General features: G+C 53.1%; 18 protein-coding genes. 10 read left to right on the forward strand and 8 right to left on the reverse strand.

What is annotated here, in order from left to right; genetic code table 11:
- Positions 1–2: 2 nt before the first annotated feature.
- The 9 genes from HF685_RS11230 to HF685_RS11270 all read left to right on the forward strand — a co-directional run bounded on the left by HF685_RS11230 (position 3) and on the right by HF685_RS11270 (position 6,720).
- Entirely contained in the window at positions 3–440 is a 438-nt protein-coding gene (locus tag HF685_RS11230) for an endonuclease domain-containing protein (RefSeq protein ID WP_246218590.1), read from the forward strand.
- Between the two features lie 250 nt (positions 441–690).
- Positions 691–1,452, forward strand: coding sequence for a Fe-S cluster assembly ATPase SufC (sufC, locus tag HF685_RS11235; protein ID WP_168820039.1), 762 nt, complete (start codon positions 691–693; stop codon positions 1,450–1,452).
- Positions 1,452–2,003 carry a DUF7010 family protein gene (locus HF685_RS11240; protein ID WP_168820041.1) on the forward strand — a complete coding sequence of 184 codons (552 nt, stop codon included), beginning with the start codon at positions 1,452–1,454 and terminating at the stop codon, positions 2,001–2,003. The genes sufC and HF685_RS11240 overlap by 1 nt, the downstream gene beginning before the upstream one ends.
- The gene (locus HF685_RS11245; RefSeq protein WP_168820043.1) at positions 2,000–2,764 is read left to right on the forward strand and encodes a SufD family Fe-S cluster assembly protein; all 765 of its coding nucleotides are present in this window, start codon (positions 2,000–2,002) and stop codon (positions 2,762–2,764) included. The genes HF685_RS11240 and HF685_RS11245 overlap by 4 nt, the downstream gene beginning before the upstream one ends.
- Positions 2,761–3,972: a SufS family cysteine desulfurase gene (locus tag HF685_RS11250; RefSeq protein ID WP_168820045.1), complete on the forward strand. Its 1,212-nt coding sequence runs from the start codon at positions 2,761–2,763 to the stop codon at positions 3,970–3,972. The genes HF685_RS11245 and HF685_RS11250 overlap by 4 nt, the downstream gene beginning before the upstream one ends.
- Positions 3,973–3,978: 6 nt before the next feature.
- A complete protein-coding gene (locus HF685_RS11255; RefSeq protein WP_168820047.1) occupies positions 3,979–4,500 on the forward strand; it encodes an SUF system Fe-S cluster assembly protein in 522 nt (173 codons plus the stop codon).
- Positions 4,500–4,874: a HesB/IscA family protein gene (locus HF685_RS11260; RefSeq protein WP_168821493.1), complete on the forward strand. Its 375-nt coding sequence runs from the start codon at positions 4,500–4,502 to the stop codon at positions 4,872–4,874. The genes HF685_RS11255 and HF685_RS11260 overlap by 1 nt, the downstream gene beginning before the upstream one ends.
- 6 nt (positions 4,875–4,880) lie before the next feature.
- On the forward strand, positions 4,881–5,387 hold the full coding sequence (locus tag HF685_RS11265) for a hypothetical protein (RefSeq protein WP_168820048.1): 507 nt from the start codon (positions 4,881–4,883) through the stop codon (positions 5,385–5,387).
- Positions 5,388–5,487: 100 nt separating this feature from the next.
- Positions 5,488–6,720, forward strand: a complete 1,233-nt coding sequence (locus HF685_RS11270; RefSeq protein ID WP_168820049.1) for a DUF6035 family protein — start codon at positions 5,488–5,490, stop codon at positions 6,718–6,720.
- 348 nt (positions 6,721–7,068) lie between these two features.
- Here HF685_RS11270 and HF685_RS11275 read toward each other — a convergent pair whose 3' ends face one another.
- From HF685_RS11275 to HF685_RS11310, 8 genes are all read right to left on the reverse strand, one after another.
- Entirely contained in the window at positions 7,069–7,998 is a 930-nt protein-coding gene (locus tag HF685_RS11275; protein ID WP_168820050.1) for an electron transfer flavoprotein subunit alpha/FixB family protein, read from the reverse strand.
- Positions 7,998–8,744 carry an electron transfer flavoprotein subunit beta/FixA family protein gene (locus HF685_RS11280; protein WP_168820051.1) on the reverse strand — a complete coding sequence of 249 codons (747 nt, stop codon included), beginning with the start codon at positions 8,742–8,744 and terminating at the stop codon, positions 7,998–8,000. Before HF685_RS11280 ends, HF685_RS11275 begins: the two co-directional genes overlap by 1 nt.
- Positions 8,745–8,866: 122 nt before the next feature.
- Positions 8,867–9,139, reverse strand: a complete 273-nt coding sequence (locus HF685_RS11285; protein WP_168820052.1) for a hypothetical protein — start codon at positions 9,137–9,139, stop codon at positions 8,867–8,869.
- 1 nt (position 9,140) lies between these two features.
- Complete coding sequence (gene sucC, locus HF685_RS11290) at positions 9,141–10,340, reverse strand: ADP-forming succinate--CoA ligase subunit beta (RefSeq protein WP_168820053.1); 1,200 nt, start codon at positions 10,338–10,340, stop codon at positions 9,141–9,143.
- Positions 10,341–10,469: 129 nt separating this feature from the next.
- Entirely contained in the window at positions 10,470–10,895 is a 426-nt protein-coding gene (locus HF685_RS11295; protein ID WP_168820054.1) for a DUF6491 family protein, read from the reverse strand.
- Between the two features lie 129 nt (positions 10,896–11,024).
- Positions 11,025–11,333 carry a hypothetical protein gene (locus HF685_RS11300; RefSeq protein ID WP_168820055.1) on the reverse strand — a complete coding sequence of 103 codons (309 nt, stop codon included), beginning with the start codon at positions 11,331–11,333 and terminating at the stop codon, positions 11,025–11,027.
- On the reverse strand, positions 11,333–11,866 hold the full coding sequence (gene ppa / locus HF685_RS11305; RefSeq protein WP_168820057.1) for an inorganic diphosphatase: 534 nt from the start codon (positions 11,864–11,866) through the stop codon (positions 11,333–11,335). Before ppa ends, HF685_RS11300 begins: the two co-directional genes overlap by 1 nt.
- Before the next feature lie 28 nt (positions 11,867–11,894).
- The gene (locus HF685_RS11310; RefSeq protein ID WP_168820059.1) at positions 11,895–13,856 is read right to left on the reverse strand and encodes a M61 family metallopeptidase; all 1,962 of its coding nucleotides are present in this window, start codon (positions 13,854–13,856) and stop codon (positions 11,895–11,897) included.
- A 133-nt stretch (positions 13,857–13,989) separates the two neighbouring features.
- Here HF685_RS11310 and hisS point away from each other — a divergent pair, with 133 nt between their 5' ends.
- Positions 13,990–15,261, forward strand: coding sequence for a histidine--tRNA ligase (hisS, locus tag HF685_RS11315; RefSeq protein ID WP_168820061.1), 1,272 nt, complete (start codon positions 13,990–13,992; stop codon positions 15,259–15,261).
- Positions 15,262–15,352 lie beyond the last annotated feature (91 nt).

Genomic DNA, 15,352 nt, shown 5'->3' on the forward strand with positions numbered 1-15,352 from the left:
AAATGCGCAATAACCCAACCGAGCCTGAAAAGCGCCTGTGGAGACACCTCTCCAACGGCCAGTTAAACGGCCATAAATTCCGCCGCCAATCCGTAATCGGATATATCATCGCCGACTTCGTCTGTCCGCAACGCAAGCTGATCGTCGAAGTTGATGGCGATACGCACGATGAAGCCAAAGACCGGGTTCGCGATGATATACTGGGCGAGCATGGCTACCACGTAGTCCGCGTTACCAATCAGGATGTGATGGGCAATTTGGACGGAGTCTTGGTGTTTATCTCTGGAGCATTGCGCGCAGACGATAGCCCCCACCCCAACCCAGTTTCAGGTAAACAGTCCCCCGGACTATTTAGGTCATGCCGGGGGCATGACCGACCTGAAACTCCTGAAGTAGAGGGGCTTAGAGAGGTGATTAGTCTTAAGAGGAATACTCAGTGATGGGCGTGTTTCTTTTTCTATTGCTGGGTGCTCTGGTCGTATCTCCGTTTGCATTTTTATGCATCAAAAGTTTCTTTTCTGGGACAGTAAGAGGTGTTGGACCTTTCGAAGGTTTGATAGACGTCGATAGAAATCAGAAGCCTAAGCAATTTTGGTCGCTCTGGATTCTTTTGTTTGGTGCCGGCTTGATACCGTTCGTGGCTAACATATTTCTTCTTTCCAAATTTCTTTTTTTCCGAGAGTCAGTATAATGCTAAAAATTGAAAACCTCTACGCCACCGTTGCCGACACAGAAATTCTCAAGGGACTTTCGCTTGAAATAAACGCGGGCGAGATCCACGCGATCATGGGCCCCAATGGCGCGGGTAAATCGACGCTCGCTTATGCGCTGGGCGGGCGGCCCGGTTATGAAGTGACGCAGGGCTCGGCGACGTTCAATGGTCAGGACCTGCTCGATATTGATCCGCACGAACGCGCCGCCGCTGGGCTGTTCCTCGGTTTCCAGTACCCGGTTGAAATCCCCGGTGTCAGCAACCTGCAATTCCTGCGCGAAAGCCTGAATTCGCAGCGTAAGTTGCGCGGTGAGGAGCCGCTCAACGGCGCGCAGTTTATCAAGCTGGCCAAGGAAAAGGCTGCGCTGCTCAAAATGGACATGGATATGCTGAAACGCGCCGTGAATGTTGGTTTTTCCGGCGGCGAGAAAAAGCGCAACGAGATGGTGCAGATGGGCATACTCGATCCCAAGCTGGCTATCCTCGACGAGACCGATAGCGGACTTGATATTGATGCTTTGCGCATCGTCGGCAACGGGATCAACGCGATCATGCGTAAGCCGGACAAAGCGGTGCTGCTGATTACCCATTACCAACGCCTACTCGACGAAGTGAAGCCGGATTTTGTGCATGTTCTGGCGAACGGGCGTATTGTGAAAACCGGCGGGCCGGAATTGGCATTGCAGCTGGAAAGCGAAGGATATGAATCGACTGTTCAGGAGGCGGCGGAGGCGGCGTGATGGACCGGACGGCAACCGTGGAACAGCTGCAAACGCATTTTCGGGAAACCGGCACTATGTCCATGCCTATCGCAGGAATGATCTGCTGGGCATTACTGGGCGGATTGGCGTTGGTTCTGCCAGACCGCACCGTTGGAAGCTTGGCGCTTTATATCATGGCGGGCATATTGCCGTTGGCATTCCTGCTCGACAAGGCGAAGGGCGTGAACCTTTTTTCCGGTGGCGATAATCCGTTGACCAAGATGTTCCTGCTTTCGATCGTCGGTATAGCGGTGACCGTTCCAGCCATATTGATCGGCGCGCAAGCTGCAGGCGAGCCTGACATTATTGTCCTTGGCATGGCCATTTTGGCGGGCGTGATCTGGATTCCTTATGGCTGGGCGGCAGATGATAAAGTTGGTGTCATCCATGCTGTTGGCCGGGCCGTCGGCTGTTATGTGGCCTATGCCCTGATTGAAGAACCTTATCGCGCAACAGCGATCTGCGCGGTTGTAGTGCTCAGCTATCTTTACTCACTGATCTTTATGAAGAAAGTGGGAGGCGCGGCATGACGACTCTCCCGCTCCCTACGCGCCGTGACGAGACATGGCGCTATGCCGATCTGGACGCGATCAAACCGGTCTGGCCGTTGCCGGAGCCGGAACGGGTTAATGTGCCAGCCGGAGCCTATTGGGATAAGGTAATCATCCTTGAAGGCGCGGCGGATAAAGTGACCACGCGCCGCATCAATATGCATATCGATCATGAGGCGAAGGCCAATATTCATATTCTCAATCTGGGCGGCCATTATAGCCGTTTTGAATTAAATGTGACGATGGATGAAGACGCCCGGTTTAATCTGGGAGCCGCGCAAATTGGCGGGGATGCCCGCAATCTGGAAATTGTCACCAATGTGCGGCATACCTTGCCAGGTAGCGTGTCACGGCAGGTCGTCCGATCGGTGCTGGCCGGCAAGGCCACGGGTACTTTCCTTGGTAAAATTGACGTGCTGCGCGGCGCACAAAAGACGGATGCAGAGCAATCGGTCAAAGCCATGCTGCTCGACCGTACCGCTGCGGCAAACGCAAAACCGGAGCTGGAAATTTTTGCCGATGATGTGAAATGCGCGCATGGTGCCACGGTCGGCGAGCTGGATAAGCAGGCGCTTTTCTATATGGCCTCACGCGGCTTGCCGCCGCCAGTTGCCAAGAAATTGATGTTGCAGGCTTTTATCGGGGATGCGTTTGTCGGTATCAGAGATGACGACAAGCGCGCCGAGATTGAAGAGAATGCGCTGGCGGCGTTGGAAGCGCTGAGTGAGGGCAAGTCATGAATGCGCCTGCCAACATAAAGACCAACTATCGCGCCGATTTTCCCGGCATACCGGCGGATTGGCATTATCTCGATACCGCCGCCACCGCCCAAAAGGCCAAGCCGGTGCTCGACGCTATCGCCCGCGCCTATGGGCCGGATTACGCCACCGTTCATCGCGGCGTTTACGCACGCTCGGCCAATATGACGCTGGCTTATGAAGCCGCGCGCAAGCGGGTGGCGGGTTTTCTCCACGCCGCATCCGAGAACGAGATTGTCTTTACCAGTGGCGCGACGGACAGCATTAACTTGGTCGCCGAAAGCTGGGGCAATGCCAATGTCGGCGCCGATGACAGGATTATGTTGTCACAATTGGAGCACCATTCGAACATCGTGCCTTGGCAAATGCTCGCCGAGCGGAAAGGCGCGCATATTGATGTCGCACCGCTGACAGACGATGGCCAGATCGATCTGGATTGGATCGAAGAGAATATTACCGGGCGGCACAAGTTGGTTGCATTGGCCCATGTGTCCAACGTGCTGGGCTCACTGATCGACGCGAAGCGCGCGGCGGCGATTGCTCATAAAGTTGGTGCGAAACTATTGCTCGACGGCTGTCAGGCTGCCCCGCGTGTGCCCGTTGATGTGCAGGATCTAGGCTGCGACTTTTACGTGTTTTCCGGGCATAAAATTTATGGCCCGACCGGTATCGGCGTGCTTTGGGCGCCTTATGCAATTTTGGACGTCATGCCCCCGTGGAAGGGCGGCGGGTCAATGATTGACCGCGTGAGTTTTGAAGGCACAACTTATGCCCCTGCGCCGGGCCGGTTTGAGGCAGGCACGCCGCATATTGCCGGTGTAGTCGCGCTGGATGCCGCGATCCAATATGTCGAGAGCATTGGCCTAGACGTGATTTCGGATCATGAAAATGCAACGCTGGCGAAGGCGCGGGAAGCGCTCGCGCAAATCAACAGCGTCCGTGTATTCGGCCCCGATAAAAGCATGGGCATTTTAAGCTTCGCGGTCGGTGACGTGCATCCGCATGATGTCGCCACTATATTGGATGAAGGCGGCGTAGCAATCCGCGCAGGCCATCACTGCGCGCAGCCATTGATGGATTATCTCGGCGTCCCTGCAACCGCGCGGGCGAGTTTCGGGATTTACAGCGATGATAGCGATGTCGATGCGCTGGTGCAGGGCATTGAACGGGTCAGAAAGATTTTTGGGTGAATGAACATGAATGAAGAACGCAAAATATTGGTCGAAGAAGTGGACTCGGTTGAGAAGCCGAAGCTAGCCAAGGTCGATGACGCCGTGGATGACAAGTCCGAGCCCGTCCTCGCGCCATCTCCCTTTGAAGCGGAGAGCGATGCCAGCAAACTCAATCGCAAGAAGGATTATTTGGAAGGATTTCTTGCGCAGAAGCCCGAAGCGGAGCCAGCGGGCGAACCCGGCGGCGATCTTTATGAAGCGGTTATTGATACGCTGAAGTCCATTTACGATCCGGAAATTCCGGTGAACATCTATGATCTCGGGCTGATCTACGGGGTCGAGATTACACCGGAAAACCACGCAATTGTAACCATGACGCTGACCACACCGCATTGTCCGGTCGCTGAATCCATGCCCGGCGAGATTGAGCTGCAAGTCGGCAGCGTCCCCGGCGTGGGGCATAGCGAAGTCAATCTTGTCTGGGACCCACCGTGGGATCCGCAAAAGATGAGCGATGAAGCGAAGCTTGAGTTAGGAATGTTATGATGACTGACACAAAAACCAAATCAGCCCCCAAAAAGAGGGAGATTCCCGCAGCGATCATCCTGACACCTGCGGCAGAACAGCGGATCACCGATTTAATGGCCAAAGCGCCTGATGACGCCATCGGTGTAAAGCTCTCCACCCCGCGTCGCGGGTGCAGCGGGTTGGCTTATTCGGTCGATTATATCACCGAAGAAGTCCCGTTCGATGAAAAAATCGTGACGCCGGGCGGCGTGTTTTACGTCGATGGCCCCAGCGTATTATATCTGATCGGTAGCACAATGGACTGGCAGGAGGATGATTTCACCGCCGGTTTTGTGTTTGAAAACCCCAATGCCAAGGGCGCTTGCGGCTGCGGGGAAAGCTTCACCGTATAAGGAATCATGATGTTCACGAAAACCACGGGCTTGGCGCTGATTGCGATGATCGCTCTCGCCGGATCAGCGGCGGCGGAGGATGTGACACCGGCTCTTTCCTCGTTTGAACAAATGTCTGCACTGGCAGGGGACTGGAAAAGGGAAGGCGAAGACGGTAAAAAATTCCATATCGAGTTTGAACTGACCGCCAACAACAGTGTGCTGGTCGAACGCTGGATCAGCCGCGGCAAAACCCATTCGCTCACGCTGTATCATCGCGACAAGGCCGATGTCGTCGCCACCCATTATTGCCCGCAAGGCAATCAACCCCGCATGAAAATGAGTACGCCCGATGGTGCGGCGAAAATCACGTTCGATTTCTGGGACGCGACCAATTTGGTGAAACCGACAGACAATCATCAGCATAGCCTGTCGTTTGATTTGTCGGAGCCTGACCGCGTTAAGCGAGCGGAAGTCTATTTGAGCGGGGCGGGTGAACAGCCATCCGAGATGGTTTTGGTGCGGGTGCGTTAGTTGTTGAAAACACTATGCCACAGGTGGTCGTGGATGATACTATATTAGTGAAGTCCAACTTAATTGAAACCGCAGATAAAACGCCTTTAAAGAGCACCAAATGAGCGAGAATAGAATACGACTTATTGAAAGAGTTGTGGATCTGGAAAACCTAGAGTCAATTTCAGCGAGTCAATTGCTGGATTTTAATAAAGGTCGCGAAGTTCGAGCTAAGGCTGACAAGAATAAGCGTTCAAAATGCCCTATTGTCTGCGCAAGATGTGAAAACTCGGTCGTCGTTCCTATGCATTGGCAGACCGGAGAATATTATTTCAAACATTTCGATAAGTTTGTTGAGTGTCCATGGACCAGTGAAGGATCAATCTCTATTGATCAGGCAAATGCGAGAATATTTCAAGGGCAACAGGAAGGCCCGCTTCATAAAAAGTTGAAGGAAAAAATGGCTCTTTCGCTAGCAGCATGCCCAGATGTGCCAGACATTTGGGTTGATGAAATATACAACAGCAGAAAATTTAAAGAGCACAAAAAACCTGACATCAGGTTCGTTTACAAAGACCGGACCTTTGTATTTGAAATCCAACTAGCCACCACTCAACGCCCAATCATCACCAAAAGAAACAAGTTCTATCAAAGAGAAGGTTTCTCGCTTTTATGGATAACCTCAAATCCAGAACCGAAAGCTCTTGAGGCACACAAAGCTTCTGTTGTGGACATCATTACAGATCACAACGACAATCTGTTTTCAGTCGATGACGAAACATTCAGAAGAGGTGATGCCGAAAACACAATTGTGCTTCGGGTTCATTGGTGGGAAGGCTCTGAGTGTAAAAGCAAAATCGTTAAACTTGATGATCTTATATATCCAGAGGACGGGTTACCTTATGCTATTGAGAAACCCAAGCCATGGAATGAGCGGTGGAAAGATAGCTGGGTATCAATAACGCCTACGAGTGGATCAATATATCGAGACAGAATTGAACTATGGGAGTCACTCATTGGCAAATACGATCTTGATACCAACGCAGATGATCTTGAGCAAAATCACTATGGCCTGATCTATCTTCTAAATTTGTTGCTTTCAATTGAACGAAAAATGCTCGTTGGAACCAAGCAGAAAAACTTAACTGAAGTTCTCAACACCTTTTTCTCCACCGAATCACGACAACCGTTTGCACGTATTGCCGAGTATTTTCTCAAAAAAGCCAATGAAGGTAGCTATTTGACAATTCAATCGACGCAGCAAAAGCTGAATGAAGCAAGGCAAACCGAACAGATCGATAAGACCTCTCTCGAGGCAAAGATTGTGCGTGTTCTTTTTCCTAAGTGGACTTAGAAAACCCCAGCGCTTTCACGCCGGAGTTTCCTATTTCGTCATCCTAAACTTCTTTCAGGATCTATTTCGCGGTCCGCGCCTGCCTCTCGGTGGATGCTGAAACGCTCAGCTTTGGTTTGATGCCCCGCATCAATCGTCGCCTGCGCTCAGCATGACGAGTAAGATATCCCTCTCCCTTGAGGGAGAGGGTTGTGTAGACTTATGAGTGAAGCGAATTAGTCGTAGCTGGGTGGGGGTGTACTGGCCGTATGGTGCGCGGACCTATGGCGTTGAGCACCCTCATCCAACTTTGCCTAATCAGCAGAGCTGATAAGGCGGCGTATCCTTCTCCCTCAAGGGAGAAGGGAATCAGACTTTCGAAGTCAACTCCGGAACGGCGTCAAACAAATCCGCAACCAGCCCGATATCGGCAACCTGAAAAATCGGTGCGTCTTCGTCTTTGTTGATCGCGACGATGGTTTTGGAGTCTTTCATGCCCGCCAGATGCTGGATCGCGCCGGAAATGCCGATGGCGATGTAGACTTCTGGCGCGACGATTTTGCCGGTCTGGCCGACTTGATAGTCGTTCGGAACATAGCCCGCGTCGACCGCTGCACGGCTCGCACCAATGCCTGCGCCGAGTTTATCTGCCAATGGCGTGATGACTTCCTCGAACTTTTCGGATGAACCCAAAGCACGACCACCGGATACGATGATCTTGGCTGAGGTCAGTTCAGGCCGTTCGGACTTGGCGATTTCTTCGCTGACGAAGCTGGACAAGCCTGCATCGTTGGCGCCGCTCACAGCTTCAATAGAAGCACTACCGCCTTCGGTTGCCGCTTTATCAAAAGCCGTCCCGCGAACGGTAATGACTTTCTTGGCATCGGATGATTTAACCGTGGCAATCGCGTTACCGGCATAGATCGGCCGGGTGAACGTGTCTTCGCTTTCGACCGAGAGAATATCGCTAATCTGCATTACGTCGAGCAAAGCCGCAACGCGTGGTGCTATGTTTTTGCCGGTAGTGGTTGCAGGCGCGAGGAAGGCATCGTGGCTTTCCATCAAGGTCGCAATCAATGGCGCAGCATTTTCCGCAAGCTGGTTAGCCAGCGAAGCATCATCCGCGACATGCACGGTGGCAACGCCAGCGACTTTCGCCGCCTGTTCGCCAACGCTGGCGCAGCCGGAGCCGATGACCAGAGCATGGACTTCACCCAATTGCGACGCGGCGGTGACGACGGCCAGCGTCGCGTCTTTCATGTTCGTGTTATCATGTTCTACGAGTACGAGCGTTTTCATTAGATGGCTCCCACAGCTTTAAGTTTCGCGACCAGCGCATCGACGTCTTCGACCTTTTCACCGGCCTGACGAACCGGAGGCTCGGCGACGGTGATGGTGGTGAGACGCGGGGTGATATCAACGCCATAATCGGCAGGCGTTTTCTCATCCATCGGCTTTTTCTTCGCCTTCATGATGTTTGGCAGAGACGCATAACGCGGCTCATTGAGACGCAGGTCGGTGGTCACGACTGCGGGCAGCGCCAATTTAACCGTTTGCAGGCCGCCATCAATTTCACGCTTCACGGTGATGCTGTCGCCGTCAATTGCAACGGTATTGGCAAATGTACCCTGACCCCAACCGAGCAATGCTGCGAGCATCTGGCCGGTCTGGTTGCTGTCATCGTCAATCGCCTGCTTGCCGGTGATCACCAGCTTCGGCGCTTCTTCTTCGACGATTTTGGCAAGGATTTTGGCAACCGCGAGTGGCTCGACTTCTTCGTCCGTCATAACTAAAATGGCACGGTCCGCGCCCATGGCGAGTGCGGTACGCAATGTTTCCTGCGCCTTTTGCGGGCCAACCGAAACCGCGATAATTTCTTCCGCCTTGCCGGCCTCTTTCAGGCGGATGGCTTCCTCGACGGAAATTTCATCGAACGGGTTCATCGACATTTTGACATTGGCGAGATCAACACCGCTGCCGTCGGATTTGACCCGCGGTTTTACGTTATAATCTATGACCCGTTTGACAGGTACCAGGATTTTCATTGCTGTTTCCTTCTTTAAACTCTGAACACTCTATAGCTTACGTTCACGTAAACGTCAAATATCTCTATTGCAGTGCAGCATAGCCATCCGGCTAACCGGGGCTAGCTGCGCATTTGTGCATGCTAGACGTGGGGCAAATCAAAATCACCGGCTGAAGCAGCCTTGTAGGCAAACTCTCTCAACACCTTCGGAGCGATCCACGTCTTTTCTGTCAAATGGATTATCCAAGCCAGCAGCTTATCTGTACTATTACACTGCGAAATGGGGATTTCGTAGGGATATTTGACATTTATCGTGATGGTAGTTTCGTCTACTTCAACGTAGTATTTTTCATCTAATAACTCATCCATACCGTCGGCAAGAGTAGTCAGTTTTTCGTTCTCAGCGTCATCCATATCAAGCCGCCTCTTTCACTTGCGCGACAATCTTCTTCGCTGCATCGCCCAAGTCATCGGCTGACACGATAGGAAGACCGCTATTCGCCAGGATTTCCTTACCCTTCGCAACATTGGTTCCTTCTAACCTGACGACCAGAGGCACCGAAAGGTTCACTTCTTTTGCTGCGGCCACAATGCCTTCGGCAATAATGTCGCATTTCATGATGCCGCCAAAGATGTTGACCAAAATGCCTTCCACTGCGGGATCAGCGAGAATAATCTTGAAAGCAGCCGTCACTTTTTCGGTGGTCGCGCCGCCGCCTACGTCAAGGAAGTTTGCTGGAAACGCGCCGTTTAACTTGATGATGTCCATCGTCGCCATCGCCAACCCTGCGCCATTGACCATGCAGCCGATATTACCATCGAGCTTGATATACGCGAGGTCATATTTCGATGCTTCCACTTCGGCGGGATCTTCCTCGGTTTCGTCACGCAATTCGACCAGATCGGGGTGACGCATGAGCGCATTACCGTCAAAGCTCATTTTCGTATCGAGCACGATCAGCTGCTGGTCTTCGGTCACCACCAGCGGGTTAATCTCGACCATCTCGCAATCCATCGCCATGAACGCATCATAGAGTTTCTTGCCCAGCTTCTGCGCTTGTTTGTTCAAATCGCCTTTCAACTGCAACGCAAAAGCAATCGTGCGGCCGTGATGGGGCATAAAGCCCTGCGCCGGATCAATCGTGATCGTGCGAATTTTCTCAGGCGTGCTGTGCGCAACTTCCTCAATATCCATGCCGCCTTCGGTGGAAACCACCATCGCCACCCGGCCACTTGCGCGGTCGACCAGCATCGAGAGGTAAAATTCTTTCTCGATATCCACGCCGTCGGTGACATAAAGCCGGTTCACCTGCTTGCCCTCATCACCGGTTTGAATGGTGACCAGCGTATTGCCGAGCATTTCTTCGGCATTGACGCGCACTTCATCGACGGACTTCGCAAGCCGCACGCCGCCTTTGGCATCGGGGCCGAGTTCCTTATATTTACCCTTGCCGCGACCACCTGCATGGATTTGCGCCTTCACCACATAAAGCGGTCCGGGCAATTTCTCTGCCGCTGCGACAGCTTCGTCAACGGTGAGTGCTGCATAACCAGCGGGAACGGCAATGCCGTGTTTTGCGAGCAGTTCTTTGCCCTGATACTCATGGATATTCATGTGAAGGAAAAAGACCTTTCTTTGATCGTACGATTGTCGATTCTTGCGTAAGGCTAAAGCATAGACGCGGGAGAATTGGAAGCATTGAAGACTCCCATTTTCGATGATTGTTGCGCGTAACGTAATTTCTTATCTGGGTTTTTTGGGTTTGGTGTAGGGAATAAATTCGCCCAGTCGGCAAATCGGGCCGGAAAAACCGGTAAATCGATCAACGGGTTCAATCGGATCGCCCTTGCAGAGTTGCGCTCCTGATCGTCTGGTTAGAATGAAGTCATCATCGTCCAGACCGGGACACCGGGAGGGCAAGTTGTTGAGATATGCTGTCCGGCCACTGCCGCTGTAGATGATGGTTTGGCTGCCATAGACAACCGGTTGCCCTAACCGGCTAGCAGACACGCATTTTTCCGGTGTGCCCGCGATTCGATTGTCCAGGCGTTTTGCCAGATCTGCCGCATCCTTCTGATTGATGGTCGCCTCATTGCCTGCCGAACTGACCGAAGCGCAGGCGGCCAGCATGACGGATGTTATCATCGAAACCGGTAATATACACTTCAAGCCATCTCTCCTGCGCAAACCCTATTCGCAGCGAAATAGCATATTACCATGTTCTCCCGAACAGCGCCAATCGGAGACGCATCCGCATCGCGCATCGCGCATAATGGCTCACCGCCATTCACGGCCCGGTTATTTAACCGCGCAGATCAGGCCAGATGAGGTGACAACGCCGACGATCTCCGGGTCCTGCAATGCCCGCGTTTCCTTAACGAATTGGTTGAATGTCACATCGCCAGCTTTGCGCTTCTTGAGTTTGCCCAAGCCGTTTAGCTTATTCAATTGGCCAAGCGAGAGCCGGTCTATCATGCGGTCTGCCATGCAGGCAGCGATTGGCTGGGACAGGCCTGCGCTCATCAAGCCCTTGCGCACGCGCGTTTCTGGTGTGGCGCAGGCGGCGAGAGTGGCGATGAGCGCCAAACCCATTGCGAAGCGCATCATCAGGACTTCGATTTGGCCAATGCGATGGCCTCCAAAACGACGCGTTTCGCTTCCTCGGCATCGCCCCATTTGCCGACGCGGACCCATTTCTCGGGTTCCAGGTCTTTATAGTGGGTAAAGAAATGCTCCACCTGCTGCATCACGATTTCGGGCAGATCATTGCCTTCGTCGATCTTGCGATAATAGGGAAATGTTGCGTCAATCGGAACGCAGAGCAGCTTTTCATCGCCGCCATGTTCGTCCTCCAGGTTCAAGACCGCAATCGGGCGGCAGCGGACAACGCAGCCGGGCATAAACGGCGAGCGGGCGACAACCAGCGCATCAAGTGGATCGCCATCGGGGGACAAGGTGTGCGGAATAAAGCCGTAATTGGCGGGATAGCGCATCGGTGTGTGCAAGATGCGGTCAACAAATAATGCGCCGCTTTCCTTGTCGAATTCATATTTTACCGGTTCGCCGCCTACCGGTACCTCGATGATGACGTTCAGGCTTTCGGGCGGGTTATCGCCGATAGCGATTTTGGAAATATCCATGGGGTGTGAGGGTCCTTATTTTGCCAAATCATTTGGTGATCGGCTTCAAAAGCCGATCAATTCCCCCTTCAGATGCGCCCTCTCCAGAGCCTTGGTTGTCGATTTTTTCTAGCGCCGGATAAAGCAAGCCACCGTTAAAATCGACCATAAAATTATGATAGGCATCGCCATTTTTGGCGAATACCTCAATTGGCTTGGATTGCCCCATATTATCTTCGATCGCTTGCTTCAAAACGTCTGTACTGAAGGCTTTTCCGTTGACCGCCGAGATGGTGAGGCCGCTTTTCATCCCCGACTTGAACGCCGGTCCACCCCAGGATACTGCGGAAACCACACCTTTATCGTTGACGGTCAACCCAAGGCTATAGCTGAGATCTGTCTGCTTGCGGCGTTTGTCATTTGCCCTCAGATATGCGCTCTGCTTGTCGGTAAACACCAGCCGATAGCCGCCAAGCGTCAAACCGTTTTTGGGCGCTGCGGTGGTTGTTTTATGGACGCGGTCTTTGACAAATGACGCCCAGTCATAAGGCTGCACTTTGTTTAGAGTATCCAAGACGTCCTGCTCGTCATAAGTAACCACACCCCAGTCCCCATTTTTGCCGCCAAAAAACGCTTTGGCAAAATTCTCGAGAGATTTCTTGCCGCTGGATTCACGACGGATAATCTGGTCTGCCTCCAGCCAGATCAACAGGCCTTCATTGTAATAATCTTCCTGCCGTTGCCAGTCCGTCCATGGTTTGGGGCGGCGGGCGACGATGATCGGGTCAAGGGTGGTATCAATCAGCGGCCGCCAGCTACGCCCGACGCGCTGGTCCATGGCGGCAGCGATAGCGGCATAGGCATCGAGCGTATCCTGCTTTGAATACAGCCCGGAACGTGCGCCCAGCACATAACCCCAAAACTGCGTTTGCCCCTCATAGACCCACAGCAAATCATCACGCATCGGCTCGCGGAAATCGGGCGTCCACATGCCTTGTGGCCGCCGATATTTGCCATTCCAGCTATGAACGACCTCATGCGGCAGCAAATTGCGTCGCCCCGGGCTATCATCCCAGTCGGTAAAATACTCGCGGTTTACGCCGTTCTCGGATGAGCGATGGTGCTCAAGACCAATGCCGCCCATCTCGTCGGTGAGCGCGAGCAGAAAATCGTAACGGTCATATTGATGGCTACCGAATAGAGCCTCTGCTTCTTTGACCAGCTTGGCGTGTTTGGCGATCTGGTCCGGCTTCGGTTTCAGATATTTGGCATCGTCCGCGACAATATTCAGATGCACACGGCTGGAAAGTTTATGCGTCTGAAAATATTTCCCGGCAAAAACCGGGCTGTCGACCAATGTGTCATAATCTACGGTTTCATAAGCAACCTTGCTGCCAGTAACAGTATTTGGCCGCATTGCGGTCGCCGCCTGCCAGCCGTCGGGGTAGATTGCGGTGGCAGTTACCGGAATCTGGCGCACATAATAGCCCGCCGGATAGAGTGAGACCTGATGCCAGCGCAGGTTGAGCATGGCCGGTGCCATCACGATGCGCCCGTGACTGCTGGTGGTGGCCGAGACGAACTGGAATTTCGCGGTTATTTCGCGCACCCCTTGGGGGACGGTGACGTGAAACGCATAGACATCAACATTGTCCCGAACCCAATCGAGCTTTTGCGGGCCTGCAAAAAACTCCAGACCCGCCACTTTCTCAATCTCGCCGCGCGGAGCATGGTTGCCCGGCAGCCATTCGGGATAGAGCAGGGTCAGTTTTCCGGCTTTAGCAACCGGGATGGTTTGCGTGACTTTGAAAATACCTTGCTCGTTGTCGGTCGCATCAACTTCCAGCGTCATCGTGCCGGGATAGGCGATGTCTTGCGCTTCAGGAATGGTCTGCTCGGGCGCAATATAGTCCGGCTTGCTGATATCGTCCGGCATCGCCTGCGCAATGGCGGTGGGTATTGGTGCGATGAAGAGGGCCGAAGCCAGACCCAAAAGAGCGACAGAACGCATGTTACGGCAGACCCCTGTATTAACTGAAAACATAAATGGCGGTTTTTACATCCGCCGTCCAGTAGTAGCAGTAAATAAGCCTATTTCGCTTTCCGCCGTCACCGGCTAAAGGCTGGCCCGAGAAAAGGTAAACATGGCAAAGACACAAACACCGCAACCCGTGCGCGGCACGCAGGATATATTTGGCGAAGACCAGGACCGCTTCCAGCATGTCGTGGAAACCTTTGAGCGGGTGCGGCGGCTTTACGGGTTTAAGGGGCTGCAAATGCCGGTCTTTGAACCGACTGCTGTTTTCGCCCGCTCGCTTGGTGAAACCACCGATGTCGTGTCCAAGGAAATGTATAGCTTTGAGGATCGCGGCGGCGATAGCCTGACTCTGCGGCCGGAATTTACGGCAGGAATATGCCGGGCTTTTCTGTCCAATGGCTGGCAGCAGCATGCGCCGATGAAGCTCTCCACGCACGGACCGTTGTTTCGCTATGAGCGCCCGCAAAAGGGCCGTTACCGGCAATTTCACCAGCTGGATGCCGAGATTATCGGTGCGGGAGAAGCGGCGGCGGATGTGGAATTGCTGTGTTTTGCGGATCAGCTTTTGAATGAGTTGGGCATTTCCGATGGTGTGACATTGCAATTGAATACGCTGGGCGATGCCGCAAGCCGCGATGCGTGGCGTGATGCTCTGGTCGAGCATTTTCAGGCGCACCGGAAAGATTTATCAGAAGACAGTCAGGACCGGCTGGAGCGCAATCCGCTGCGGATTTTGGATAGTAAAGAACGTCAGGACCGGCCAATTGCGGACGCTGCGCCGGATATTGATGCGTATTTGTCGAGCGAAGCCAAAGCGTTTTTCGCGCAGGTGACCGAAGGGCTTGATGCCTGCAACGTGGCTTGGAAACGCAATAGCCGTCTGGTGCGCGGGCTGGATTATTACCGGCACACCGCATTTGAATTTGTCACCGACCGGCTAGGCGCGCAGGGGACGGTGCTGGCCGGTGGGCGCTATGATGGCCTGATGGAATCGCTTGGCGGACCGCATACGCCTGCTGTTGGCTGGGCTGCTGGAATTGAACGGTTGGGGATGTTGATTGATGCGCCAGTGTCGGCAATCTCAATTGCAGTTGTCGCCAATAGTGGAGAACTTGAGCAGAAGGCGAGGGGAGTTCTTCAAAAATTGAGAGCGAATGGCTTAACGTCTGAAATGCTTTATAAAGGAAAGCCGAACAAGCAGGTTGATAAAGCAAAAAGCAGGGGGCATCGAGGTGCTTTATTCGTGCGAGATGCGGATAACCCCGGCGGAGAATTTTATTTTCAATATTTTGACGAACTTGCAGAATCGCTGGAAGTCTCACAGGCGCTTGAGAAAGCATTAAGCGAAACTGGATTTGTGAGCGGTAATACAAACTGATGAAAATATGCACATCCCGTCACCCTGAACTTGTTTCAGGGTCCATTTCTCCTTTCTCGCAGGCTGTGATTGGAGCGCGGTGGATGCTGAA

Source organism: Parasphingorhabdus halotolerans (genome assembly GCF_012516475.1).
GTDB classification, from domain to species: domain Bacteria; phylum Pseudomonadota; class Alphaproteobacteria; order Sphingomonadales; family Sphingomonadaceae; genus Parasphingorhabdus; species Parasphingorhabdus halotolerans.

Bases quoted from the DNA above. Each gene is read 5' to 3' on its own strand.
- HF685_RS11230 (WP_246218590.1), top strand. From the start codon at position 3: ATGCGCAATAACCCAACCGAGCCTGAAAAGCGCCTGTGGAGACACCTC.
- sufC (WP_168820039.1), top strand. From the start codon at position 691: ATGCTAAAAATTGAAAACCTCTACGCCACCGTTGCCGACACAGAAATT.
- HF685_RS11240 (WP_168820041.1), top strand. From the start codon at position 1,452: ATGGACCGGACGGCAACCGTGGAACAGCTGCAAACGCATTTTCGGGAA.
- HF685_RS11245 (WP_168820043.1), top strand. From the start codon at position 2,000: ATGACGACTCTCCCGCTCCCTACGCGCCGTGACGAGACATGGCGCTAT.
- HF685_RS11250 (WP_168820045.1), top strand. From the start codon at position 2,761: ATGAATGCGCCTGCCAACATAAAGACCAACTATCGCGCCGATTTTCCC.
- HF685_RS11255 (WP_168820047.1), top strand. From the start codon at position 3,979: ATGAATGAAGAACGCAAAATATTGGTCGAAGAAGTGGACTCGGTTGAG.
- HF685_RS11260 (WP_168821493.1), top strand. From the start codon at position 4,500: ATGACTGACACAAAAACCAAATCAGCCCCCAAAAAGAGGGAGATTCCC.
- HF685_RS11265 (WP_168820048.1), top strand. From the start codon at position 4,881: ATGATGTTCACGAAAACCACGGGCTTGGCGCTGATTGCGATGATCGCT.
- HF685_RS11270 (WP_168820049.1), top strand. From the start codon at position 5,488: ATGAGCGAGAATAGAATACGACTTATTGAAAGAGTTGTGGATCTGGAA.
- HF685_RS11275 (WP_168820050.1), bottom strand. From the start codon at position 7,998: ATGAAAACGCTCGTACTCGTAGAACATGATAACACGAACATGAAAGAC.
- HF685_RS11280 (WP_168820051.1), bottom strand. From the start codon at position 8,744: ATGAAAATCCTGGTACCTGTCAAACGGGTCATAGATTATAACGTAAAA.
- HF685_RS11285 (WP_168820052.1), bottom strand. From the start codon at position 9,139: ATGGATGACGCTGAGAACGAAAAACTGACTACTCTTGCCGACGGTATG.
- sucC (WP_168820053.1), bottom strand. From the start codon at position 10,340: ATGAATATCCATGAGTATCAGGGCAAAGAACTGCTCGCAAAACACGGC.
- HF685_RS11300 (WP_168820055.1), bottom strand. From the start codon at position 11,333: ATGATGCGCTTCGCAATGGGTTTGGCGCTCATCGCCACTCTCGCCGCC.
- ppa (WP_168820057.1), bottom strand. From the start codon at position 11,866: ATGGATATTTCCAAAATCGCTATCGGCGATAACCCGCCCGAAAGCCTG.
- HF685_RS11310 (WP_168820059.1), bottom strand. From the start codon at position 13,856: ATGCGTTCTGTCGCTCTTTTGGGTCTGGCTTCGGCCCTCTTCATCGCA.
- hisS (WP_168820061.1), top strand. From the start codon at position 13,990: ATGGCAAAGACACAAACACCGCAACCCGTGCGCGGCACGCAGGATATA.